Source organism: Kitasatospora sp. P5_F3, from assembly GCF_054049135.1.
The window spans coordinates 73689-98257 of the sequence record NZ_JBFUMY010000023.1 but is presented as its reverse complement, the minus strand read 5'-3'; the positions used below and the strand labels follow the sequence as shown (position 1 = coordinate 98257).

Below are 24569 nucleotides of genomic sequence, written 5' to 3'. Positions count from 1 at the left end.
CGGCCGCGGTCCGGGCCGACGCAGCCCGGCTCGCCGAGGCCCGGCCCACCGCCGTGAACCTCGGCTGGGCCGTCCGGCGGGCCCTGAGCCGCCTCGACCACGGCCCCGATGCGGTGCTCGCCGAGGCCCTGGAGATGCTGCACGAGGACATCGCGGTCAACCGGGCCGCCGTGGCCCGCGCCGCCGACCTGGTCGAGTCGTTGGCCCCCGACGGCCCGCTGCGGGTGCTCACCCACTGCAACACCGGACGGCTGGCCACCGCCGCCGTCGGCACCGCCCTCGGCACCATCCTCGAACTCGCCGACCGGGGCCGGATCAAGGAAGTGCTGGTGGGCGAGACCCGGCCGCTGCTCCAGGGCGCCCGGCTCACCGCCTGGGAGCTCGGCGAGGCCCGGGTTCCGTACCGACTGTGCGTGGACTCCGCCGCGGCCGCCTCGATGTCCCGGGGCCTGGTCGACTGTGTCCTGGTCGGCGCCGACCGGATCGCGGCCAACGGAGACGTCGCCAACAAGATCGGCACCTATGGGCTGGCCGTGGCCGCCGACCGGCACCGGATCCCCTTCATCGTGGTCGCCTCCGACTCCACCTGGGACCGGGACCTGCCCGACGGCACCGGCATCGTGGTCGAGGAACGGCGCCCGGACGAGGTCACCCACCTGGCCGGCACCGCCGTCGCCCCCGCCGGGGCCGAGGTGCACAACCCGGCCTTCGACGTCACCCCGGCCGAGCTGGTCACCGCTATCGTCTCCGAGCACGCCACCGTCCGGCCCGCCGACGGCACGGCCCGGTTGGCCGACCGGCTCGCCGAGCTCTCCCGGACGCTGTACCAGCGCGGCTGGCTGCCGGGCACCTCGGGCAACCTCTCGGTCCGCCCGCCCGGGTCGGACCACCTCGTGCTGATCACCGCCAGCGGCCGGGACAAGGGCGAACTCACCGCCCGTGACCTGGTCACCGTCGACCTCGCCACCGGACGGACCGTCAGTTCCGGCCACCTGAAGGCGTCCGCCGAGACGCTGATCCACACCGCGGTCTACCGGGCCACCGACGCCCGCGCGGTCATCCACGTGCACGCCCCGCACGCCACCGCCGTCGCCGCCCGGGCCGGCCACCGGGAACGGGTCACCGTCCTGGAGCTGGCCGACTTCGAGCTGCTCAAGGGCCTCGGCCTGCCCGACCCGGCCCGCACCGACGTGCCGGTCTTCCCGAACTGGACCGACGTCGCCCGGATCGCCTCCGACGTCGCGGAGCGGCTGGCCCGCACCCCGGACGGGCCGCCCGCCCTGCTGATCACCGACCACGGCGTCACCGTCTGGGGCGACGACCTGGCCCAGGCCCGGAACCGGCTCGAATGCCTGGAATCGATCTGCCAGTTGCTGCTCCTGGCACCCGCCGCCACATCCCTGGACCGCTGACCGGTCCGGAGAAGGAGACCACCATGACCCTGCTCCAAGTGATGCCGGAGGACGCACCGGAGACCGTCCTGCTGCGCACCCGTGACCACGACCGGATCGCCGAGACGCTCGGTGCGCACGGCGTGCGGCTGCGCCACTGGCCGGTGCGCGGCACCGTCACCGCGGCGACCACCGCCGAGGAACTGATCGCCCGTTACCGCACCGAGGTGGACGCGCTCTGCGCCGAGGAGGGCCTCCAACTGGTCGACGTCGCCCAGCTGTTGCCGGAGGAGGGCGCGGAGTGGGAGGCGCTCGCCGCGACGGCGCGCGGTACCTACCTGGAGGAGCACCGGCACGCCGAGAACGAGGTCCGGTTCTTCGCCCACGGCGCCGGCTGCTTCTACCTGCGACTGGCCGGCCAGGTGTTGGCCGTGGTGGGCGAGGCCGGTGACCTGCTGTCGGTGCCGGCCGGCACCCTGCACTGGTTCGACATGGGCCCGCGCCCCGAGCTCAGCGCCATCCGGTTCTTCGAGGAGGAGGGCGGCTGGGTCGGCGACTTCACCGGTGACCCGATCGCCGGTCGCTTCCCGCGGCTGGATGCCCTGATGGCGGGGGAGCAGTGAGCGCCGAGCCGCCCGTCCTGCGGGTCGACGCGGTGGTCCTCGACATCGAGGGGACCACCGGCTCGGCCGAGCACGTCCACCAGGTGTTGTTCCCGTACGCCCGGGCCCGGTACGCCCGTTGGTTCGCCGCCCGACGGGGCGAGCAGCGGTACGCCGAGGTGCTGGAGCTGGTCCGGACCGCCGCCGCCGATCCGGCGCTGGGCGAGGCTGGGGCGGTCGCGGCGCTGACTGGATGGACCGACGAGGACGTCAAGACTCCCTCGCTGAAGGCCGTCCAGGCGGAGATCTGGGCGGCCGGTTTTGCGGACGGCACGCTGACCGGGCACGTGTACGAGGACGTCCCCGCCGCACTCCGCGGCTGGGCCGAGGCCGGCATCGCCCGGTACATCTACTCCTCCGGCGCCCGCGACGCCCAGCGGAACTGGTTCCGGCACAGCGGCCGGGGCGACCTCAGCGGGCTGCTCGACGGCTACTTCGACCTGGACAGCGCGGGCGGCAAACGCGACCCGGAGTCGTACCGGACGATCACCCGGGTGATCGGCGTACCCGCCGAGCGGACCGTCTTCCTCAGCGACCTGCCCGCGGAGCTCACCGCCGCTGCCGCTGCGGGCTGGCGGACCGTCGGCGTCGCCCGCACGGGCACCCTCCCGGCACCCGGCCGTTCGCGCTGGGTCGCCTCCCTGGCGGACGTCAGCCTCCAGGGCCCCACCATTGCGGAAGCAGGACAGGCATGACCGGACATGAGTCCCGTCCCGACGAACCCCGTGCGGAGATCGGGGTGATCGGCGGCAGCGGCTTCTACCAACTACTGGCGGACGCCCGCGAAGTGAAGGTCGACACGCCGTTCGGCACCCCGTCCGACGTGCTGACCGTGGGCACGGTGGCCGGGCGGCAGGTGGCCTTCCTGCCCCGGCACGGACGCGACCACCGCTACCCGCCGCACCGGATCAACTACCGTGCCAACCTCTGGGCCCTGCGCAAGCTCGGGGTCCGGCAGATCCTCGCGCCGTGCGCGGTCGGCTCGCTCCGTCGGGACCTGCCACCGGGGACTCTGGTGGTCCCCGACCAGTTGGTGGACCGCACCAGTGGCAGGGTCCAGAGCTACTTCGACGAGGGCGCACTGCACGTCCAGTTCGCCGACCCGTACTGCGATGCGGGCCGCCACGCGGCGGTCGAGGCCGTCCGCGCGTCCGGCCAGGACGTGGTCGACGGCGGCACCATGGTCGTGGTCGAGGGCCCGCGCTTCTCCACCCGGGCCGAGTCCCAGTGGTTCGCCGCCGCGGGCTGGTCGATCGTCAACATGACCGGCCACCCCGAGGCCGTCCTCGCCCGCGAACTGGCGCTCTGCTACACCGCGTTGGCCCTGGTGACCGACGTCGACGCGGGTATCGACGCCGACCACAGCGTCTCCCAGGACGAAGTCTTCCGGGTCTTCGCCCGGAGCATCGAGCAGCTGCGCGGCATCGTGATGAAGGCGGTCGAACTCCTGCCGGAGCACCGCGGCTGCCGCTGTGCCGGCGCCCTCGACGGCTTCCAGCTCCCCTTCGAGCTCCCGTGMCCCGGGCGGGTTGCCGGCAACCCAGGCCGCCCGGGCAGCCCCGCTGGCTGAGTCGGTGGACTTCGGGACGAGGGTGTTCTCGTTGCGTCGGCCGGATTCGTGGTCCTCGACGTCCCGGACGGTGGCGTCGATGATCTGGCCGACGGCGGTGTTCGGTGAAGTAGACCTGGAGAGAGGTTGCAGCCTGACACCTACCCTCTGACCTGTGGGAACGACCGCAATCGCCCTGTTCTGATGCGTGCAGGGCCAACGACACCCCAGTGGTCAAGGCGACCCCTTCGTCGCCTTGAGCCTGTGCGCCGGACGTCGACCGAGTACCGCGAAGGTGCGCGGGCCGCGACGTCCGGCTCCTGCACACCTGGGCGCACGTGAACACCGCCGACCCGATCGAGCTCGCCCTGCTCGCGAGACTCCTCACCCGAGCCGACCCGCCGTGCCCGGTCGCCGGCGCGTGAGGGCCGTCTGTCGCAGCGGTCGGCCCGTCGGCCCCGGGTGCGGCCGGTGAACACCGCCTATCCGCCCAATCCTTTATCTAACGGACCGTCAGAGTAATTGCCATACTCTATCGCCGGGAACCGATGCGACGCATGCTGACGGAGTGAAACGCACGGGGACGGCAGCTCTCCGACAGCCATGCTCTCGGGGTCCGCACACGGCCGGTGCTTGTCGGTCATCAGGTGCGGGGACGGCCCGGTTGCCTTGAAGGTGCCGAGGTGGCCGGCCGTTTTCGAGTCGCACCCGAATGCATTCTGTCTTCGCGACCTCCCCCGCAGCGCTCGCCGTGCCCGTCGTGCCCGTCATCCCCGCGTCCACAGCCGCGGCCCCGCCATGACGGTCGCAGACGCACGACCAGTAGCAGACAAGCCCGTATCCCGCCGAACCGGAGGAACCCATGGACGGCGACACCCAGTCCTATGCGGTCGTACTGAACGACGAGGAGCAGTACTCGATCTGGCCCGCCGACCGCGACCTGCCGCTCGGCTGGCGCGGCGACGGTGTCAGCGGTTCCAAGGCGGAATGCCTGGCCCACATCGGCGAGGTCTGGACGGACATGCGTCCGTCGAGTCTCCGCCGGGCCACGGAGCAAACCGGTTCGGCCACCCACTCTCGGCAGTGAAGGAAAACGTGCGAGATGGTGCTCAATGAATTCCACGCCCGGGTGGCCGAGGCACCGGATGCGGTCGCGGTGCAGGACGGTGACCTGAGACTGACCTACCGGAACCTTGCCGCACACGCGTCCGCTCTGGCGGTCGAGCTCACCGAGCGAGGGGTGGGCCAGGACAGCGTCGTGGCCGTCTACGCCGACCSGTCGGCGGAACTGGTGGTTGCCGAGCTGGCCGTCCTGCTGGCGGGCGCGGCCTACCTGCCGCTGGACCCGGCCCACCCGACCGCCCGGATCCGGCAGTTGCTGGAGGTCTCCGGCGCCGTCGCGGTCCTCAGCACCGCATCGCTGGTCTCCGGCGGGGCACCGCTCGGCGACGACGTCCTGCTGGTCGACCTGGGCAAGGAACCGTCCGGGGCGACCGTCCCGGCACTGCCAGGACCGAACGGCGCCGCACTGGCGTACGTCATCTACACCTCGGGTTCCACCGGCCTGCCGAAGGGCGTCGCGGTGACCCACGCGAGCCTGGCCAACCTGATGCACTGGCACCACAGGACCTACCGGACCCGGCGGGAGGACCGCTCGACCCTGCTGGCCAGTCCCGGGTTCGACGTGTCCGTCCAGGACATCTGGTTCACCCTCACCGCCGGCGCGACGCTGGTCATACCGCCCGCCGAGGTGCGCACCTCGCCGCCCGCGCTCGCCGCCTGGCTGGCCGACGAGCAGATCACCGTGACCTTCCTGCCCACTCCGCTGGCCGAGGCCGTCCTCGACGAGAGCTGGCCGGCGCACACCGTGCTCCGGTTCCTGCACACCGGTGGCTCGGCGATGCAGCGCGGTGTCCCGGACGGGTTGCCGTTCACCGTGATCAACCTCTACGGGCCGACCGAAGGCACCGTGAAGGTGACGGCCGGCGAGGTGCTGCCGGGAGGTCCGGTACCACCACCGATCGGGGTGCCGGTCGGCGGCGTGCGCTGCTATGTGCTCGACGGGCTCGACCCGGTACCCGACGGCGAAGCCGGCGAGCTGTACCTGGCCGGCGAGTGCGTGGCACGCGGATACCTGGGCGACCCGGCGGGCACCGCGGCGGCGTTCGTCCCGGACATCGGCGCCCCCGGGCAGCGGATGTACCGGACCGGCGACAAGGTCCGCCGCCGCCCCGACGGGGTCTTCGAGTACATCGGCCGCTACGACGACCAGGCCAAGATCCGCGGATTCCGGATCGAGCCCGGCGAGGTGGCCACGGTGCTCAAGCAGCACCCCGGGGTCCGGGACGCCTTCGTTGCGGTCGAACACTCGGGCCGCCCGGACGCGCGCCTGGTCGGCTACGTGGTCACCGACGTCCCGACGGCCGAGCTGGCCGAGTTCGTCGCGGCTCGCCTGCCCGGCTACATGGTGCCGGCAGCGATCGTCGTGCTGCCCGTGTTGCCGCTGACGCCCAACGGCAAGGTCGACCGCGCCGCGCTGCCCGCTCCCGACCGGTCTGCGGCCGGCCTGGCCGACGTCGCCGTACAGCCCCGCACCCCCACCGAGACCGCCCTGGCGGGGATCGTCGCCGGGCTGCTCGGCGGCACGGAGGTCGGCGTGCACGACGACTTCTTCGCGCTGGGCGGGAACTCGCTGCTCGTCGCGGGGCTGGCGGCCCGTATCGCGGCACAGTTGCACACCGCGGTGAGCATGCCCGAACTGTTCGGCGCACCCACCGTTGCCGCGCTCGCGGCGATCATCGACCAGCGGGCCGCCCTGACGCGGGACAACGGCGGCGAATCCCTCGCCCCGGCGATCGCACCGATCGCGCCGCCGGTGCGCCGGGCCGACCGGGACCGACCGATTCCGTTGTCCCTGCCGCAGGAACGGGTCTGGTTCTTCGAGCAGCTGTCGCCCGGCAACCTGGCCTACAACTTCCAGGCCACGGTGTCCCTGCAGGGCGACGTGGACGTCGACGCCATGCGTGCGGCGCTGAACGAGATCGTCCGCAGGCACGAGATCCTGCGGACCACCTTCGTCTCGGTCGACGGAGTGGGGTACCAGCGACCGCTGGCGCAGGCCGAGGCGTCACTGCGGGTGCTCGACGTCCCGGCCGAGCAGGCCGACGAGGTGGTCGCCGCCGAACTGCGCGAGCCCTTCGACCTGACCGCGCCGCCGCTGGCCCGCTGGGTGCTGCTGCGGCACGGGGACGGGCAGAACACCTTCCTCCACGTGGAGCACCACTTCGTCCACGACGGCTGGTCGCTCGCGGTGTTCCTGTCCGAGTTCCGTGCCCTCTACCCGGCCTTCGCCGCCGGGCAGCCCTCGCCGTTGCCCGAACTGGCCGTCCAGTACGCCGACTTCGCGATCTGGCAGCGGGACTGGATGCGTGGCGAGGTGCTGCAGGCCCACGTCGACCACTGGACCGCCCGCCTGGCCGGCGCCCCGGACACCCTGGAACTGCCCGCCGACCGGCCGCGGCCGCCGGTGATGACCTTCCGTGGCAGGGCACCGCGCATCCTCGTCCCGGCCGAGTTGGCCCGCAAGCTGCGAGCCTTCAGCCGCGAGAACCGGGTGTCGCTGTTCACCACGATGTACGCCGGCTTCACGGCGCTGCTCCACCGCTACACCGGACAGCAGGACATGCTCATCGGGACCGGCGCGGCGAACCGCAACATCCCCGAGCTGGAGCCGCTGCTCGGCATGCTCGTCAACACCCTGGTCATGCGTACGAAGGTGTCGGCCGACCAGCCGTTCAGCGAACTGCTGGCGCAGGTGCGGCTGAGCGTCGCCGAGACACTGGCCTGGTCGGACACCCCGGTGGACGCGGTGATCGACGCGATCGACCCGGCCCGTGACCCGTCCCGCACCCCGCTGTTCCAGGTCATGTTCAGCTTCCACGACTCCGGAGTGCCCGACATCGACTTCGGCGGGCTCACCGGCAGGGTCACCGAACGCTCGAACGCCTCGGCCAAGGCAGACCTCAACGTGATCGTGATCCCGCGGGCCGAGCAGCGCCTCGGCCGGGCGCCCCGGCCCGAGGACGACGACCTGGCGATCATCTGGGAGCACTCGGCCGACCTGTTCGACGAAGCCACCATGGAGCGGATGGTCACGCACTACCTGACCCTGCTCGCCGACGCGGTGGACCGGCCGCAGGCGTCGGTGGGGACACTACGCCTGCTCCCGGAGGAGGAGGCGGACCAGCTCGACCGCTGGGCCCACGGGCCCGCCGCGACCGGCACCGAGTCGGTGACCGAGCTGATCGCGCGTCAGGTGCAGACCCGACCGGACGCCGTCGCGGTGCGTTGGCCGGACGGGCAGCTCAGCTACGCGGAGCTGTGGCAGCGAGCCGGCGCACTGGCCCACCGGCTCCGTGAGTCCGGTGTCACCGCCGAGGAACCGGTGGCGGTGTATGCCGACCGTTCCGCCGAGCTGGTGGTCGGCGAACTCGCGGTGCTCATGGCCGGCGGGTGCTACCTGCCCGTTGACCCGAGCTACCCGGCCGAGCGCATCGCCTTCATCCTGCAGGACGCCGACGTACGGAAGGTCCTCGTCACACCCCGGACGCGGCCGGAACTGCCGACATCCACCGACCGCCGCCAGGTGTTCGACCTGGACTCCGCCACCACGGACGAGCCGGTCCACGCGAACCAGGTCACCCCGGAGCGGTTGGCGTACGTCATCTACACGTCGGGATCGACCGGCCGGCCCAAGGGCGTCGCACTGGCCCACCGGGGGCTCAGCAACCTGGTGGCCTGGCACCTGGCCGAGTACGCGCTCGATCCGGCGGACCGCACCACCCTGTTCGCGAGCCCCGGGTTCGACGCGTCGACCTGGGAGATCTGGCCCACCCTCGCGGCGGGCGCCACGCTGAACGTCGTCCCGCCGCACCTGCGGGCCGCGCCGGCGGAACTGGTGCGCTGGCTCGGCGACGAGAAGATCACCGCGGCGTTCCTGCCGACCCCCATCGCCGCGGCCGTACTGACTGAGCCGTGGCCGGCCGACACCGCGTTGCGCGTCCTGCTCACCGGCGGCGACGCGCTGCCGACGGCGCCCGCCGACGGACTGCCGTTCCGGTTGTTCAACCACTACGGACCGACCGAGAACACCGTCGTGGCGACGGCGGGCCTGGTCCCGCCGGACCCGGCCGGACTGCGCCCGGCCATCGGCCGGCCGATCAGCGGGATCCAGGCCCATGTGCTGGACGCCGAAGGGCAGCCCGTGCCCACCGGCGTCCGTGGCGAGCTGCACCTCGGCGGTACGGCGGTGGCCCGCGGCTACCTGAACCGCTCGACGCTGACTGCGGAGAGCTTCCTCGCCGATCCGTTCGCCGGCCAACCCGGCGCGCGCCTCTACCGCACCGGTGACCTGGTCCGCTGGCGTCCCGACGGGCAGCTGGAATTCCTCGGCCGCGCGGACGAGCAGGTGAAGATCCGGGGGTTCCGGATCGAACCCGGAGAGGTGGCGGCAACGCTCAGGGAGCACCCGGACGTTCGGGATGCCGTGGTCGTCGCCCGCGCGTCCGAGCCGGGAGCCGATGCCTCGCTGGTGGCGTACGTCTGTGTCGACGGCCCGAGTGAAGCCGCCCCCGAGGAGAAGCTGCTGGCGTTCCTGCGGGATCGACTGCCCGTCTACATGGTGCCGGACCGGGTCGTGCTGCTCGCCGCCCTGCCGCTCACCGAACACGGCAAGGTGGACCACGACGCGCTGGCCGCCCTGACGCCGAGCACCCCGGCCGAACCCGAGGCCGACCAGGCGCCGCGAACGCCGACGGAGGAGCGCGTCGCTCGGCTCGCCTCGGCACTGCTCCACGACCAACCGGTGGGACGTGCGGACGACTTCTTCCGCGCCGGTGGCCACTCCCTGCTGGCAGCCCGGCTGGTGGCCCAGGTGAACGAGGCCTTCGGCGTCCAGGTGCCGATCGCGACGTTCCTCCAGCGACCCACCGTGGCGGGCCTGGCGGACGCCGTGACCCTCGCGACGGCGGCACCGACAACAGGCCCCGGCCCGATCAGGCCGCGTACTCGCCGCACGGCGGCGCGGCCGCTGTCCGACGAAACCGAGGTGCAGCAGTGAGTGGAGCCATCGAACCGGAGGCCGGGGAAGAGGACAGTTCGGCTCCGCTGTCGTACGCGCAACAGCGACTGTGGTTCCTCGACCAGCTGCAGCCGGGCAGCTCGATCTACAACGTCCCGCTCGGCTACGACATCACCGGCCCGTTGCACCGCACGGCGCTCGAACAGGCGCTGACCGAAGTCGTGCGGCGCCACGAGATCCTGCGGACCGCCTTCCGGTCGACCGGTGGGACGCCGCACCAGGTGGTCCTGCCGCCCGCTCCGGTCTCGATACCGGTCGTCGACCTGACTGCACCCGGCCGGACGGCGGACGAGGCGGCGCGGCTCGCGGACGAGGAGGCCGGCACCCCGTTCGACCTGGTGGCCGGGCGGGTCATCCGGGCCCGCCTGCTCCGCCTGGGTGAGCAGCAGCACCGGCTGCTGCTCACCGTGCACCACCTCGCCTGTGACGGTGCGTCGGTGGGCACGCTCGGCAGCGAGCTCGAAGCCGAATACCTGGCCGCGCTGACCGGACAGGACCGGCAGGAGCCCGAACTGCCCATGCAGTACGCCGACTTCGCCGACTGGCAGCAGAGCACCTTGGCCGGGCCCGAACTCGACCGGCTGCTGGCCTACTGGACGGAGAGGCTGGCCGGCCTGCCCGCCCAGCAGCTGCCCACCGACCACGCCCGCCCGCCGGTGCAGAGCTACCGTGGCGCCGCGCTCACGTTCGATCTCCCGTCGGCCTCGGTCCAGCGGCTCGAGGAACTGGGCAGAGCGGAAGGCGTCACGCTCTACAGCGTCCTGCTCGCCGCCTTCGCGGTGCTGTTGCGGGCACACGTCGGCGAGGACGAAGTCGTGGTCGGAACCCCGGTCTCCGGGCGGGAACGGCCTGAACTGGCCGGTCTCATCGGGTTCTTCACCAACACCCTGGTGCTCCGCTGCGACCTCGGGTCCGGCCCGACGTTCCGTGAACTGGTCCAGCGGCTGTGGACGGAGGTCAAGGGGGCGCTGGCCCACCAGGACCTGCCGTTCGAGAAGCTGGTCGAGGAGCTGCACCCCGACCGTGACCTGGCCCAGAACCCGTTGTTCCAAGTCCTGTTCAGCTACCGGTACGAGGACGAGGGAGCCGGGCTCCGCCTCGACGGCTGCCAGGTACAGCCGGTGCTGGGCGACACCGGCGCGGCGCGGTTCGACCTCACGCTGAGCCTCACCCGGACCCCGGCCGGTGTGCGAGGCCGGCTGGAGTACAACACGGACCTGTTCGAGGCCACGACCGCCGAGCGGATCGCCGAACGGTACGTCAACGTCGTGACCGCCGCCGCGCACGCCCCGGACCGGCCCGTCGACGAGTTGGCGGTGCTGCCGGTCGACGAACTCGCCACCTTGGCCGACTGGCAGACCGGTGCCCGGGCCGGGACCGCCGACGCCGTGGTGCACCAACTGTTCGCGCAGCGGGTGGCCGAGACACCCGATGCGGTCGCCTTGATCGCCGCCGACGCCACCTTGAGCTATCGCGAACTCGACCGGCTCGCCGACCGGTTCGCGGGTCAACTGCGTCGGCTCGGGGTGGCGCCGGACGAGCCGGTCGGCGTCCACCTCGGCCGCACGTCCCTGCTGATGGTCACCCTGCTGGGAATCCTCAAGGCGGGCGCGGCGTATCTCCCGCTGGACCCCGGCTACCCGCGCGACCGACTGGCGTTCATGGTCGGCGACGCGGACGTCCGGCTGGTCGTGGCGGACTCCAGGTCCGCCGCGGCCGCCAGCCGGCTCGGCGCCGCCCAGGTCGTGGTGCCCGATCTCGCCGGGGCGCCGGACGGCCCCTCCGACGGTTCGCCTTCGGCGGTGACCCCGGACAACCTGGCGTACGTGATCTACACCTCCGGGTCCACCGGACAGCCCAAGGGGGTCATGGTCACCCACCGGAACGTGATCAACCTCTTCGCCGGGATGGACGACGTCTTCGGTGCCGACGAGCCCAGCACCTGGCTCGCGGTGACGAGCGTCTCCTTCGACATCTCCGTGGTCGAGCTGCTGTGGGCGCTGATGCACGGTCACCGGGTCGTGCTGCGCGCCGAACCGCCGCTGCCGTCGGCCTCGGTCGCCGCGGAATCGGCGGCGGTGGCCGAGGCCCGCGCCCGCGACATCGACTTCAGCCTGCTCTACTTCGGCAGCGACTCGGAGGCCGGCTCCGACGACCGCTACCGGCTGCTGCTCGAAGGCGCGAAGTTCGCCGACCGCAACGGCTTCACCGCCGTGTGGACCCCCGAGCGCCACTTCCACCAGTTCGGCGGGCTGTACCCGAATCCCTCGGTGACGGCGGCGGCCGTCGCCGCGATCACCGAGCGGGTCGAGGTCCGCGCGGGCAGCGTGGTGCTGCCGTTGCACGACCCGTTGCGGGTGGCCGAGGAGTGGTCCGTGGTGGACAACATCTCGGGCGGCCGGGTCGGCATCTCCCTCGCGTCCGGTTGGCACGCCAACGACTTCGCGCTCGCACCGGACCGGTACGAGAAGCGCAAGCAGCTGATGATGGACGGTCTCGCGGAGGTCCGACAGCTGTGGCGCGGCGAGAAGGTGACGCGGCGCAACGGTGTCGGCGCCGAGGTCGAGGTCGGTGTGTTCCCTCGGCCCGTCCGGTCGGAGCTACCGGTGTGGCTGACCAGCGCCAAGCATCCGGAAACCTTCCGGATGGCCGGCGAGGCCGGCACCGGGGTGCTCACCCATCTCCTCGGGCACAGCCTGGAGGAGCTGGCCGAGAAGATCGCGCTGTACCGCCGGACCTGGCGCGAGCACGGGCACGGACCCGGCGACGGCCACGTGGCGGTCATGGTCCACACGTTCGTCGGTTCGGACCTCGACGAGGTGCGGGAGCTGGTCCGGGAGCCGATGAGCCGGTACCTGGAGACCTCCTTCGACCTGATCGCGTCGCTCGGCGCCACCACCGGGAGCGCGGAGGACTTCAAGGCGTTGCCGCCCGGCGAACTGCGGGAGCTGGTCGACCAGGCGTTCGAACGGTTCTTCGCCACCGCCAGCCTGCTCGGCACACCGCAGGTCTGCGCCGACATGGTGGACCGGATGAAGGCCGCCGGCGTCGACGAGGTCGCCTGCCTGATCGACTTCGGCGTCGAGGAGACGGCGGCACTCGACGCCCTGACCCAGCTGACGACCGTCCGGGAGATCAGCGACGAGCGCAGGGCCGCCGCGCTGGCGAAGGCCGAGGAGCCGATCGCCGAGCAGATGCGCGAGCACGCGGTGACGCACCTGCAGTGCACGCCGTCCCTGGCCCGCGCACTGCTGGCGGACCAGGACACGCGCGCCGAACTGCCGCGGCTCAGCCGGTTGTTGGTGGGCGGCGAGGCGTTTCCCGCCGACCTGGCCCGCGAGCTCGCCGACGCCGTCGGAGGCACGGTGCACAACATGTACGGGCCGACCGAGGCCGCGGTCTGGGCGACCACGTCCCGGATCGCGCCCGGTGGTGGCCCGGTGTCCATCGGGCGGCCGTTGGCGAACGTACGGGCCTATGTGGTCGACCGCGATTCGCGGCTGTGCCCGACGGGCGTACCCGGAGAGCTGTTGCTCGGCGGGGGCGGCGTGGTCCGCGGCTACCTCGACCGTACCGAGGTGACCGCCGAACGCTTCCAGCCCGATCCGTTCGCCGACCGACCGGGCGCACGGGTCTACCGAACGGGCGACCTGGCCCGCTGGGCACCCGACGGCACACTCGAGTTCCTCGGCCGACTCGACGACCAGGTGAAGCTGCACGGCCACCGGATCGAACTCGGCGAGATCGAGACGGCGCTCGCCGAACACGCGGGGGTCCGGTCGGCGGTCGCCGTCATCCGGGGCGTCGGCGCGGAACAACGGATCGTCGGCCACTACGTTCCGGCCACGGACCGGCCGACGACCGGTGCCGAGCTGCGTGCCTTCCTCGCCACGCGGTTGCCCGGCTACATGCTGCCCAGCGCCCTGCACCCCATCGACGCGGTGCCGTTGACCCCGAACGGAAAGGTCGACCGCAGGGCGCTGCCCGACCGGTCGGATGCGCGACCCGAGGGCACGACGGCGTACGCGCCGCCGACGAACGCGACCGAGCGGTTGGTCACCGACGTGTGGCGGGAGGTACTCGGCGTGGACCGGGTGGGCCTGGACGACAGCTTCTTCGACCTCGGCGGGAACTCGCTGCTCGTGGTGGTGGCCAGGGCCCGGCTGATCGAACACCGCGACAGCGGGCTCTCGTTGGTGGACATGTTCCGCTATCCGTCCGCCCGGGCACTGGCCGAGGCCATCGACCGCAAGCCGGCCGAAGGGCCCGACGAGGCGGTCGGCGCGGGTGCCGCGCGGGGAGCCGCTCGCCGCGTCGCCGGACAGGCCGCCGCGCGGCGTGCGGGCAGGACAGGGGTGTGAGCGTGCCAGCGAACGTTTCGACACGGCATCGGACCATTGGGGGCCTTGGGTGAGTACCGAGACGGAAGACGGGACGGAGGCGATCGCGGTCGTCGGGATCGCCGGGCGGCTGCCGGGAGCTCCCACCATCGAGGCGTTCTGGCGCAACCAGCGCGACGGCGTCGAGTCGGTCTCCAGGTTCAGCACCCAGCAGTTGGCCGACGCCGGGTGGCCGAAGGAAATGCTGGCCCACCCCGACTACGTGCCCGCCGCCGCGGTCATCGAGGACGCCGACCACTTCGACCGGGAGTTCTTCGGGTACACCCGGGAACAGGCGGAGATCAGCGACCCGCAGCAGCGGATCTTCGCCGAGGCCGTCTGGCACGCCCTGGAGGACACCGGCCACGACCCGTCGCGGTTCGACGGCGCCGTCGGTGTCTACGCCGGCTGCTTCGCCAACAAGTACCTGCCGCTGAACCTCCTGGCGAACGCGAAGTTCCGGGGATCGATGGCGGCCTTCTCCGCACGCCCGTACAACGACAAGGACTTCCTCGCCACCAGGGCGGCGTACCTGTGCGACCTCCGTGGTCCCGCGATCACCGTGCAGGCGGCATGTTCCACGTCGCTCGTCGCCATCCATCTCGCCTGCCAGGCGCTGCTGGGCCACGAGTGCGACATGGCGCTGGCGGGGGGAGTGGCGCTGCCCGTCCCACTGATCGGCGGCTACCCGGTGGTCGCGGGCGGCATCTTCGCGCGGGACGGCCACTGCCGGCCGTTCGACGCCGCCTCCAGCGGAACCGTTCCCGGCTACGGTGTCACGGTCGTGGCGCTCCGCAGGTTGAGTGACGCCCTCGCGGACAACGACAACATCCGTGCGGTGATCCTCGGCAGCGCGGTCAACAACGACGGTTCGGCGAAGTTCGGGTTCAACGCGCCGAGCATGCAGGCCCAGGCCGAGGTGATCGCCACCGCGCAGACGGTGGCCGGCGTACGGCCGGAGAGCATCGGCTACATCGAGGCCCACGGGACCGGCACCCCGCTCGGCGACCCGATCGAGGTGGCCGGACTCACCAAGGCCTTCAACACCGATGAGCGCGGCTTCTGCGCGATCGGTTCGGCGAAGGCCAACATCGGTCACCTGGATGCCGCCGCAGGGGCGGCGGGCTTCGCCAGGGCGGTACTGGCGCTCGAACACGGCGAGATCCCGCCGAGCATCAACTTCGACACGCCCAATCCGGCGCTGCTGCTGGACCGCACACCCTTCTACGTGCCCACCACCGTCCGTCCCTGGCCACGTGGCACGACGCCGCGACGGGCCGGTGTCAGCGCTTTCGCGGTCGGTGGCACCAACGCGCACGTGGTGCTCCAGGAGGCGCCGACACCGCGAGCCACCACTCCGCAGGTACGTGACCGGCAGTTGCTCGTGCTGTCCGCGCGTACCGGAAAGGCCCTGGCGGACGCGGCCGCCAACCTCGCCGACCGCCTGCACCGGCAGGGCGACCTCGACCTCGCCGACGTCGCCCACACCCTGCAGGTCGGCCGGCGCGGGTTCCCGCTCCGTCGGCATCTGGTGTGCCGCGACCGGGCCGAGGCGATCACCGCTCTCCGGGCGCTGGCACGGCCCGGGACCGTGGACACCACCGGTGACCTGAACGCCCGTCAGGTGGTCTTCATGTTCCCCGGCAGCGCCTCGTACCGGCCCGACGCCGCCTCGGGGATCCACCGCAGCGAACCGGTCTTTGCCCAGGAGGTGGACCGTTGTGCCGAACTGGCGCGGCCACTGCTCGGGTACGACCTGCGCGGGCTGCTCTCTCCGTCCGGCTGGGACGGTCCGCAGGTGGGGCACGACGACCCGCGCGGCACGGCGGCCGCGGCCTTCAGCCTGCAGTGGGCCCTCGCACAGCTGTGGCAGTCGTGGGGGGTACGCCCCGCCGCGATGATCGGCGAGGGCGACGGTGAGTACGTGGCAGCCTGCCTGGCCGGCGTGATCGACCTGGCGGACGCCATCGACGTCACGGTCGCCGGCGCCGAGATCCGCTCCCGCGCCGGGGCGGGAGCCGTACAGGACGCGCACGCGTCCGAGTTCGCCGCCAGGGTGGCGCGCTACGAGCTCAAGCCGCCGCAGGTGCCGTACATCTCCGCAGTGACCGGAACCTGGATCGGCCCGGAGGAAGCCGCGGAGCCGGCCCACTGGGCCCGCCACCTCCGCGAGTCGCCCCGGTTCGCCGACGGTCTGCGGGAACTGGCCGGCGAGCCCGGCCGGATCCTGCTGGAGGTGGGGCCGGGCAGCACGCTCACCGAGACCGTCGCGCGACAGGAGACGGCGAAGCACCTGGTGGCACTGCCGTCGCTGCCGCCGGCGGACGGGAGCCGATCCGACCTCGCCGCCCTGCTCGACGCCGTCGGCAGGCTGTGGCAGTCCGCCGTGGACATCGACTGGGACGCGTTCCGGGGCACGTCGCGACCGCGGCGGGTGTCCCTGCCGGGCTACCCGTTCCAGCGGAGCCGGTACTGGATCGGGCCCGACTCCGGCAGTTACGAACCCCTGGGTATGGAGGAGGCGTCATGGACGAGCCGCTGATTGCCATCGTAGGCGCGGGCGTCATGGGCACCGGGATCTCGACGCTCGTCGTCGGGCACGGGTTGCCCGTCGTGCTGGTGGACATTGACGAGGGCGTGCTGGACCGCGCCGCCGCAGCGTCGGCCAACGGCCTGCGGCACGCACAGTTGGCGGGTGCGCTGCCGGCCGGGTGCACCCCGGCGAAGCTACGCACGACACTCTCGCTGAGCGAGGTCGCCGACGCGGCAGTGGTGATCGAGGCGGTCACCGAGCTGCCCGAGCAGAAAGCGGAAGTGCTGGCCGCCGTGTCGGCACTGGTCCGGCCCGGAACCCCCTTGATCTCCAACACCTCCGGCATACCCATCGACGAGATGGCAGCGTGGGTGGAACGCCCGGGTGACCTCATCGGAACGCACTTCATGAATCCCGCGTACCTGATCTCGATGGTCGAGGTGATCCGCGGTCCGCAGACCGCGGACCGGACCGTCGAGTCGGTGCTCTCGCTGCTGACCCGGATCGGTCGGCGTGCGGTGGTGGTTCGTGACGCGCCCGGGTTCGTGACCAGCCGGCTCCTGCACCCGATGATCAACGACGCCGCCCAGGTGGTCAGTGCCGGCACCGCCACCGTCGAGGACGTGGACACCCTGATGCAGGGCTGCCTCGGCCATCCGACGGGCCCGCTGCGCACTGCGGACCTGATCGGCATCGACAACCTCGTCGACGCTCTGGAGGCGCTGTACGCCCGGACCGGAGACGAGCGGTGCCGCCCCAGTGAGCTTCTTCTCGAAAAGGTCCGGCGAGGCGAGCTCGGCCGAAAGAGCGGCCGTGGCTTCTACAACTACAGTGAGGCACAGTCATGACCCCGGAACAGCAGACCGAAACGGCGCCCTTCGACGTGGACGCCGTCGTCGACGAGATCACCAGGTTCGTGGCCGAGCAGACCCGGACCACCCCCGAGGCGGATCAGGACCTCTTCACCACCGGGGTCGCCAACTCCATGCTCGCCATGCAGCTGGTCGTGTTCCTGGAGCAGGGCTACTCCGTGACGGTTGCCGGCCCGGACCTGCAGCTGTCCAACTTCCTCACGGTCAAGAGCATGGCCGCGCTCGTCGGCCGACTCCAGGCAGAGTCTGCCGCAGACAGCGATGTCTGACGGGCGCTCCCCAGGGCACGAGGACATCTGGCGTTTCGTCGGGGACAACGCCGGCGCGTGGGACATCGCCGGCGAGATCCCACGAACCGTTCTGAGTGAACTCGGTGCCGCCGGCGTGCTCTGTGCCGAAGTGGGAAAACAGTACGGCGGACTCGGCCTGGGCAGCCAGGAGAGCGGGAGGCTCACCGCCCACGCCGGGAGCCTGTGCAGCTCTGTGCGCAGTGTGATGACCTCGCAGGGCATGGCGGCGTGGACGGTACAACGCCTCGGCACCCGTGAGCAGCGGGCCGCGTTCCTGCCGCAGCTGACCAGCGGCCGGCTCGCGGCCGTTGCTTTCAGCGAGCCGGAGGCCGGCAGCGACCTCGGTGCGATGACCACCGAACTGCGTTTCGTCGACGACACGGTGATCGTGGACGGCAGCAAGACGTGGATCACCGCGGCGGCCTACGCCGACCTGGTCGTCGTCATCGGCAAGGTGGGCGACAACGCGGCGGCGGTCGTGGTGCCGACGGACGCCGAGGGGGTCCGGATCGAGAAGATCCCGCACCCGATGGGCTGCCGTGCGGCAGGGCACGCGCAGGTGCGGCTGGACGGCGTACGCGTGCCGGCCGCGAACGTCCTCGGCGGCGGCACCGGACTGGCGCTGCCGTTCCTGGTGACGACGGCCCTGGCCTACGGGCGGATGTCGGTGGCGTGGGGCTGCGTCGGAATCCTGCGCAGCTGTCTCGGCGCGGTGACCGAACACGCGAGAACGCGGCGGCAGTTCGGCAGACCGATCGCGGAGCACCAGTTGGTCTCCCGCAGGATCGCCGAGCTCTACGTCGCGGAGCGGGTCGCCACCGCGGTGTGCCGGCACGCCGGCGAGTGCTGGGAGTCGGGTTCGCCGGACCTCGTGATCGCCACCGTTCTCGCGAAGCACGTCAGCGCGACCGAGGCGGTGCGTGGGTCCGCGTCGGCCATGCAGGTCATGGCCTCGGCGGGCGCGTCGGACGGCCACGTGGTCGCCCGGGCCTACCGGGACGCGAAGTTGATGGAGATCATCGAAGGCAGCAGTGAGATATGCCAGCTCGAACTCGCCAGACATGCCCTGGCGACCGGGAACAGCACAGTCCGGCAGGAGGAGGCGCAGTGAGCGGACCATTGCCACCCGGCGAACCGACCGTCACCGTCAAATGTGTCGTCTGGGACCTGGACAACACGCTGTGGAAAGGCACCCTGCTCGAGGGTGACGACGTGGTCATCGACGACCAGGTCCACCGGACCATGGTGGATCTCGACTCCCGCGGCATCCTGCAGGCCGTCGCCAGCAAGAACGACCACGGCCCCGCCTGGCAGCGCCTCGAGGAGCTCGGCGTCGCCCAGTACTTCGTGCTGGCCAGGATCGGGTGGGGCCCGAAGTCGTCGTCGGTACGGGAGATCGCCGACGAACTGAAGTTCGCTCACCACACGATCGCCTTCGTCGACGACCAGCCGGCCGAACGTGCGGAGGTGGCCTTCCACCTGCCGGAGGTGCGCTGCTACCCGGCCGAGTCGGTCTCCGAGTTGCTGACACTGCCCGAGTTCACCCCGGCAACGGTGACGGTCGACTCGCGCCGTCGCCGCCAGATGTACCAGGCGAACGTACGGCGCCAGGCCGAGCAGGAGTCGTTCGACGGGCCGTCGGAGGAGTTCCTGCGCTCGTTGGATCTCGTGATGGAGATCGGTCGGGCCACTGCCGGTGATCTGTCCCGGGTGGAGGAACTGACACTGCGTACGAGCCAGATGAACGCGACCGGTGTCCACTACTCCGACGCCGACCTGCGTGCGCTCCTGGACGACGCACGCCACGAGGTCCTCGCGGTGACGATGAGCGACCGCTTCGGGTCGCACGGCGCGGTCGGTGTCGCGCTGGTGGAGACCGGTCCGGCGGTGTGGCACCTGAAGCTGCTGGCCACCTCGTGCCGGGTCGTCTCGTTCGGTGCCGGCGCCACCGTGCTGAACTGGTTGGTCAACGAGGCGGCGACGGCCGGCGTCCATCTGGTCGCGGACTTCCGGCCGACCGCACGGAACCGGATCATGGAAGTCGCGTACCGGTTCGCCGGGTTCACCGACCAGCGCTGTGCCTGTCTGGCCGAACTGCCGCCGTCGGACGGCGGCAGGACGCAACGACTGCACATCACACCGGTCCCGAGGCCGGCACCCGGCACGCTGCGTCTCACCGCGGTCCGACTGGCCACGACCTGACACATACCGAAACGCTCGCCGCCCCGCTCGCCTGCGGGGCGGCGAGCGTTCTGCGTCTCGTCACCGATACGCGTTGTACGGCGGGGAGACGCAATGGGCATCTCCCCGCCGTACGGATACGTCATCTCTTCCGGGCGAGGGTGATTCCGTCGGCCATCGTGAGCATCGAGACATCCACGCGCGGATCGTCGCGCAGCGACGCGTTGAGCGCCCGGATCGCGGCGGTGGCCGGGTCCTGGTGGTCCGGGTCGACCACTCGGCCGAAGAAGAGCGTGTTGTCGATGACGATCAGCCCTTCCGGCCGTACGAGCTTGAGCGCGGCCTCGTAGTACGTCCCGTAGTTGGGTTTGTCCGCGTCGATGAACACGAGGTCGAAGCTCTCGGCGCCCCGCTCGTCCGCGAGGGCGGCGAGCGTCTGCGTCGCGTCACCGATGCGAACGTCGATGCGTTCGGCGACCCCGGCGCGCTGCCAGTAGCCGGCGCCGATCGCCGGCCACCGTCCATCGAGGTCAAGGGTGACGAGCGTGCCGCCCGGTCGCAGCGCACGCGCCATGCACAGCGTGCTGTAGCCGGTGAAGGTGCCGATCTCCAGCACCGATCCGGCGCCGGTCAGGCCGACCAGGAGCGCCAGCAGTTGGCCCTCCTCGGCCATCACCTGCATGGCCGAGCCGCCCGGCAACCCCGCGGTCTGCACCCGGAGTTCAGCCAGTATCGGGTCCTCCCGCAGGGACACGGCGCGGACGTAGTCGCGGATTTCCGCCGTCGCCACGATCTGGTCTGCCATGCCTCACCGCCTGGCGACGCAGGCGAACGACAGCGGGATCGGGTCACCCGGAATCCGCCAGTTGTGGTCGCCGTCGGGCACCATCAACGGGAGCCGCTGCCGCGCGTCGTACGGAACCTCGCGGACGCGCTCGATGGTCAGGCCGGCGCCTATCAGCGCGTTCACCACCTCTTCCACGCTCCACCGCCAGCCGTAGAGGCTGTGCGTCTCCACCTCCACCTCGTCGGCGATCCGGTCGGCGTAGCTCTTGGACATCTCGTGGTGCACCTGCTTCGACTGGAACAGCGAGCGGGCCACCCGCAGTTCCCCGTCGACGTCGCCCATGAGCGTGAGCATCGGGTGGATCTCCACCACCGTGAGCGTGCCACCCGGCTTGACGTACTGCGCCGCCACCTGGGCCCAGCCGTTGATGTCGGGCAGGAACGAGAGGGTGCCGTATCCGGTGAACACCATGTCGAACTGGCCGTCGAGCACCGTCGGCAGGTCGTAGAGGTTCGCCTGGACGAAGCTCGCGTCGAGGTCGAGGTCCTCGGCGAGCTCGCGAGCGATGTCGATGGCCTCGTCCGAGATGTCGGTGCCGGTCACCTGCGCGCCCATGCGGGCGAGCGAGAGCGAGTTGACGCCTATGTGGCACTGCAGCTCCAGCAGGGACCGGCCGCGGACGTCGCCCAGCTCCTCCTGCTCCAGCTTGCGCAGCATGTTGTGCCCCTGCCTGAACCTCTCCACGTCGTAGTACGAGGACTGCATATGTGCCCGCGCTCGCAGGTTGAAGCCTTCTCGGTTGGCCGAGATTTTGTCGAGGTCGCTCATGGAGGTCATCGCTGTTTCCCTTCGGCATGGACGGGTGGTTGTGGACGGTCGCCGATGACCAGCGGGGCCAGGTTGCGGCGGCTGGTCACCCCGAGCTTCTGGTAGGTGCGGCCCAGGTAGTTGTCGACAGTGCGGGCGGACAGCCCCAGCCGGTGCCCGATGGCGGGGCTGGTGAATCCGTTGGCGGCCAGCAGCGCGACGTCGCGCTCGCGGCTGGTGAGCTCGACCAGCGGGGCGGTGAGCTGTAACAGCGGGGTCGGTGCGTTCGGATCCGCGACTGCGCCGGGAGGCGTGGACGGGTGTCCCAGTGCGGCTGCGGCGGTGGCGGTCTCCGCGGCGAGCAGGTCCATCCCGAGTTCGGTGAAGTTCGCCGTGGCGAGGTCCAGGGCTGCGGGATCGGAGCGGGCCAGCGCGGCCGTGGCGCCGGCCATGGCCGGCACGACCGGCCCCGGCACCAGGTCGGCGAGCGCGGCAAGGCGGTGCCGTACGGCGTTGGGATTTCCGAGGCGGGCCACGTCGTAGCTTGCCGTGGCTTCGACGGCGTACTGACCCAGGGCCATGGCGATGTCGGCCGCGGAGAGTGCCTGTCTGGCGGCGAGAGTGGTGTCCCCGCCGGCCGCCGTGGTCCACGCCTGGCTCAGGGCCAACCACGGGACGCAGAGGCGACTTTCGGGTGCCTGGTCGGCGAACTGCCGGGTCTGTTGTGCTCCGGCCTGGTTGCCGAACACGGCGAGCTCGGCCAGCCGCGGCGCCGGTACGAGGCACGAGTTGCCGCTGTCGAACAGGCGCGAAGCGGTCTCCGCATCGGCGATGGCGGTGGCCACGTTGGCGACCTGGCCGCGCAGCGCCGACCAGCCACCGGCCACCGCGATGTTTCCGGCGGCCACCTCGTCCCGGTACCCGTTCTCGGCCATCCGGCACGCGTGCCGCACCTGACCGGCCAGCAGTAACGCGAAGCAGTGCGCGTAGCCGATCTCGGCGAACCAGGGCCGGCCCGGCCCGTCGGGCACCTGCCGGTCGCGCAACACCTTCTGGCGTGCGGCCGGTGCGGCGTGGTGACAGCCGTCCAGCAGCAGGTCGGTCACCGCGACGGCACCTAATCGGTGTTCGGCCGACTCGTTCGCCGGAGCCGTGCCGACAGCGCGGTTGCTGACGATCGCGACGCCGGTTCGAGCCGCCGGCCTTGTCCTGGCAATTGACTGCACAACAATTAACCCCCCTCTGTGTCGTTAAATGAGACCCTTCGTGCTGAGCCCACGGTCCGGATCGGACCGTGCGTGAGTGAATGACGTCTCGCCCGCCCGATTGTTCAGGCGAAAAGAAGTGAACGTCAGTATTCGTGATCTGCATCCGACTCGGGACGCCCGAACTGGAACCAGTATTCGCGGAGTCCTTGCGGTGCCGCCGGGAATCCCCACCGATCCCGGATTGTGTGACCGTGATCCACGGAACACGTCCTAGACGTCGAGCGCCTTTTCGACGGGGGTCCCGCCGCCGACCACCACGTAGATGCGGCCGACGGTGTCGGGCCGGTCGACGAGCGCCACGAGCACGGCGGCGACGTCTTGCCTGGCGACCTGGTCGTACCTGGCGTGCTTCGGCCCGACCCTGTTCCCGGCGGTGAGTTCGACGGTGCCGTTGCCGTCTCCGTCGGTGAGCACGCCGGGCCGCAGTACCGTCCAGTCGAGCGTGTTCCGGGCGAAGATGTGCTGTTCGGCGGCGTGCTTGGCCCGCAGGTAGACGGCGTACCCGTCACCGATGCCGCGCTCGGTGGCACAGCCCACGTTGATGGAGCTGACGTGCAGGAACCGTCGTACACCGGCCTGTTCGGCCGCGTCCATGACGAGCACGACAGCGGCCCGGTCCATCTTGTCCCGGCGTGCGGCGGTGGCGCTGTTGCCCGAGCCGGCCGAGAAGACGACAGCGTCCGCGCCGACCAGGGCGGCGGCCACCTCGTCCACCGTCGCATGCTCGAGGTCGAGCACGACGGCCTCCCCGCCCGCCCCTCTGATGTCGTCGACGTGGCGGGGGTTGCGCACGATGCCCACGACGGAGTCGCCACGTTCGGCGAGGAGTCGAGTCAGCCGCAGGGCGATCTTGCCGTGGCCGCCGGCGATGACAATCTTCATTCGATACCCCTTTTCCCGGATTCGGTGCTGCGGGTGTGTCGCGCTACCCCGCCAAGCCTGTGCCGTGCCGAATGATCAGTGCCGGCAACTTGGCCCAGCCCGGTCATTGACGTGCAAGTTCGGACAAGCAACGTATGCCATAGTCCTGCCGGCCACCGTGGTGACCTCAGGCGCGTCACTCGAATGGTCAGTGAGTCAAGCATCGGTCGCACCTATTGGTCAATCGGGCCCGCACCATTCTCCCGGGGGTCGGGGTCGAGCTGGGGCCGCGCGGCGAGTGACCACAGGTAGCTCAGCGGCTCGCCGTCGGGTTCGTCGGTGTACTCGGCGATCAGGTCCTGTATCCGGCGGCGGAGCGACTCCACGGACTCGGGCCGCAACCGCAGTACGCCGCGCTTTGCACCACGACCGGAGTCCTTGCCCGCAGCGATCAGTTCGGTTCGGTGGGCGCCCAGAACGGCCAGGTCGACCTGCTGGGCCAGACCGGAGTCGTCGGGCGGGATGATCAGGCCCCGGGTGCGTGCGGTCGCGCGATAGGGCCGTTGCAGTGCGCCGTGCTCACCGGTGCAGACCGGTTCGGCGACCAGGAAGTCCGTCTTCACCAGGGCGCGGACGTGACGCAGGGTGGTCGCGGGAGCGAGCTCGAGTTCGACCGACAGCTCCTTGTTGGTGAATGCGCGGTCCAGGCACAGCCGCAGGATGCGCCAGCGGACCGGGTGCCCGAGTGCTTTGAGATCTTCGATCGTCGCTTCCACATCCAGGACTGTACCTTGCCAAGCCCGCATCGGTTTGCTTGAATACCATCGATTTCATATTGTGCAATCGGTTG

The 24569-nt window shown here is 71.1% G+C and carries 17 protein-coding genes and 1 pseudogene; 12 read left to right on the top strand and 6 right to left on the bottom strand.

Going from position 1 to position 24569, the window contains the following annotated elements; genetic code table 11:
• The 4 genes from mtnA to ACXJMZ_RS16200 all read left to right on the top strand — a co-directional run.
• Positions 1-1412 (top strand): S-methyl-5-thioribose-1-phosphate isomerase (gene mtnA, locus ACXJMZ_RS16215; protein WP_457030743.1); only part of this gene is annotated, 1412 nt, incomplete at its 5' end.
• Positions 1413-1435: 23 nt separating this feature from the next.
• Positions 1436-2014, top strand: a complete 579-nt coding sequence (locus ACXJMZ_RS16210) for a 1,2-dihydroxy-3-keto-5-methylthiopentene dioxygenase (protein WP_457030742.1) — start codon at positions 1436-1438, stop codon at positions 2012-2014.
• Positions 2011-2748: an acireductone synthase gene (mtnC, locus tag ACXJMZ_RS16205; RefSeq protein ID WP_457030741.1), complete on the top strand. Its 738-nt coding sequence runs from the start codon at positions 2011-2013 to the stop codon at positions 2746-2748. The genes ACXJMZ_RS16210 and mtnC overlap by 4 nt, the downstream gene beginning before the upstream one ends.
• Positions 2745-3623, top strand: a complete 879-nt coding sequence (locus tag ACXJMZ_RS16200) for an S-methyl-5'-thioadenosine phosphorylase (protein WP_457030740.1) — start codon at positions 2745-2747, stop codon at positions 3621-3623. Before mtnC ends, ACXJMZ_RS16200 begins: the two co-directional genes overlap by 4 nt.
• Before the next feature lie 9 nt (positions 3624-3632).
• Here the strand turns inward: ACXJMZ_RS16200 and ACXJMZ_RS16195 are convergent.
• Positions 3633-3750: pseudogene (locus ACXJMZ_RS16195) on the bottom strand (2-hydroxyacid dehydrogenase); the annotation flags it as partial.
• Positions 3751-4464: 714 nt separating this feature from the next.
• On the opposite strand from ACXJMZ_RS16195, the gene ACXJMZ_RS16190 reads away from it, so the two are divergent.
• Genes ACXJMZ_RS16190 through ACXJMZ_RS16155 form a run of 8 tightly spaced genes read left to right on the top strand, consistent with a single transcriptional unit; the run spans position 4465 to position 20017 of the window.
• Positions 4465-4689, top strand: a complete 225-nt coding sequence (locus ACXJMZ_RS16190; RefSeq protein ID WP_457030739.1) for an MbtH family protein — start codon at positions 4465-4467, stop codon at positions 4687-4689.
• Between the two features lie 15 nt (positions 4690-4704).
• The gene (locus tag ACXJMZ_RS16185) at positions 4705-9720 is read left to right on the top strand and encodes an amino acid adenylation domain-containing protein (protein ID WP_457030738.1); all 5016 of its coding nucleotides are present in this window, start codon (positions 4705-4707) and stop codon (positions 9718-9720) included.
• Complete coding sequence (locus tag ACXJMZ_RS16180; RefSeq protein WP_457030737.1) at positions 9717-14102, top strand: MupA/Atu3671 family FMN-dependent luciferase-like monooxygenase; 4386 nt, start codon at positions 9717-9719, stop codon at positions 14100-14102. Before ACXJMZ_RS16185 ends, ACXJMZ_RS16180 begins: the two co-directional genes overlap by 4 nt.
• Before the next feature lie 49 nt (positions 14103-14151).
• On the top strand, positions 14152-16662 hold the full coding sequence (locus ACXJMZ_RS16175) for a type I polyketide synthase (RefSeq protein WP_457030736.1): 2511 nt from the start codon (positions 14152-14154) through the stop codon (positions 16660-16662).
• The gene (locus ACXJMZ_RS16170) at positions 16647-17501 is read left to right on the top strand and encodes a 3-hydroxyacyl-CoA dehydrogenase family protein (protein ID WP_457030735.1); all 855 of its coding nucleotides are present in this window, start codon (positions 16647-16649) and stop codon (positions 17499-17501) included. Before ACXJMZ_RS16175 ends, ACXJMZ_RS16170 begins: the two co-directional genes overlap by 16 nt.
• The gene (locus ACXJMZ_RS16165; protein ID WP_457030734.1) at positions 17498-17794 is read left to right on the top strand and encodes an acyl carrier protein; all 297 of its coding nucleotides are present in this window, start codon (positions 17498-17500) and stop codon (positions 17792-17794) included. The genes ACXJMZ_RS16170 and ACXJMZ_RS16165 overlap by 4 nt, the downstream gene beginning before the upstream one ends.
• On the top strand, positions 17787-18926 hold the full coding sequence (locus ACXJMZ_RS16160) for an acyl-CoA dehydrogenase family protein (RefSeq protein WP_457030733.1): 1140 nt from the start codon (positions 17787-17789) through the stop codon (positions 18924-18926). The genes ACXJMZ_RS16165 and ACXJMZ_RS16160 overlap by 8 nt, the downstream gene beginning before the upstream one ends.
• Complete coding sequence (locus ACXJMZ_RS16155; RefSeq protein ID WP_457030732.1) at positions 18923-20017, top strand: HAD-IIIC family phosphatase; 1095 nt, start codon at positions 18923-18925, stop codon at positions 20015-20017. Before ACXJMZ_RS16160 ends, ACXJMZ_RS16155 begins: the two co-directional genes overlap by 4 nt.
• A gap of 121 nt (positions 20018-20138) precedes the next feature.
• Here ACXJMZ_RS16155 and ACXJMZ_RS16150 read toward each other — a convergent pair whose 3' ends face one another.
• The 5 genes from ACXJMZ_RS16150 to ACXJMZ_RS16130 form a co-directional block, all read right to left on the bottom strand.
• Positions 20139-20801, bottom strand: coding sequence for an O-methyltransferase (locus ACXJMZ_RS16150; protein WP_457030731.1), 663 nt, complete (start codon positions 20799-20801; stop codon positions 20139-20141).
• 3 nt (positions 20802-20804) lie between these two features.
• Entirely contained in the window at positions 20805-21620 is an 816-nt protein-coding gene (locus ACXJMZ_RS16145) for a class I SAM-dependent methyltransferase (RefSeq protein ID WP_457030730.1), read from the bottom strand.
• Complete coding sequence (locus ACXJMZ_RS16140) at positions 21617-22696, bottom strand: helix-turn-helix transcriptional regulator (RefSeq protein WP_457030729.1); 1080 nt, start codon at positions 22694-22696, stop codon at positions 21617-21619. Before ACXJMZ_RS16140 ends, ACXJMZ_RS16145 begins: the two co-directional genes overlap by 4 nt.
• A 372-nt stretch (positions 22697-23068) precedes the next feature.
• Positions 23069-23740 (bottom strand): SDR family oxidoreductase, encoded by a 672-nt coding sequence (locus ACXJMZ_RS16135; RefSeq protein ID WP_457030728.1) that lies wholly within the window; start codon positions 23738-23740, stop codon positions 23069-23071.
• Between the two features lie 212 nt (positions 23741-23952).
• Positions 23953-24495 carry an ArsR family transcriptional regulator gene (locus ACXJMZ_RS16130; protein ID WP_457030727.1) on the bottom strand — a complete coding sequence of 181 codons (543 nt, stop codon included), beginning with the start codon at positions 24493-24495 and terminating at the stop codon, positions 23953-23955.
• Positions 24496-24569 lie beyond the last annotated feature (74 nt).

Excerpts from the sequence above, each read along its gene's own strand:
- ACXJMZ_RS16210 (WP_457030742.1), top strand. The coding sequence starts at position 1,436 with ATGACCCTGCTCCAAGTGATGCCGGAGGACGCACCGGAGACCGTCCTG.
- ACXJMZ_RS16190 (WP_457030739.1), top strand. The coding sequence starts at position 4,465 with ATGGACGGCGACACCCAGTCCTATGCGGTCGTACTGAACGACGAGGAG.
- ACXJMZ_RS16170 (WP_457030735.1), top strand. The coding sequence starts at position 16,647 with ATGGACGAGCCGCTGATTGCCATCGTAGGCGCGGGCGTCATGGGCACC.
- ACXJMZ_RS16165 (WP_457030734.1), top strand. The coding sequence starts at position 17,498 with ATGACCCCGGAACAGCAGACCGAAACGGCGCCCTTCGACGTGGACGCC.
- ACXJMZ_RS16160 (WP_457030733.1), top strand. The coding sequence starts at position 17,787 with ATGTCTGACGGGCGCTCCCCAGGGCACGAGGACATCTGGCGTTTCGTC.
- ACXJMZ_RS16150 (WP_457030731.1), bottom strand. The coding sequence starts at position 20,801 with ATGGCAGACCAGATCGTGGCGACGGCGGAAATCCGCGACTACGTCCGC.
- ACXJMZ_RS16145 (WP_457030730.1), bottom strand. The coding sequence starts at position 21,620 with ATGACCTCCATGAGCGACCTCGACAAAATCTCGGCCAACCGAGAAGGC.
- ACXJMZ_RS16135 (WP_457030728.1), bottom strand. The coding sequence starts at position 23,740 with ATGAAGATTGTCATCGCCGGCGGCCACGGCAAGATCGCCCTGCGGCTG.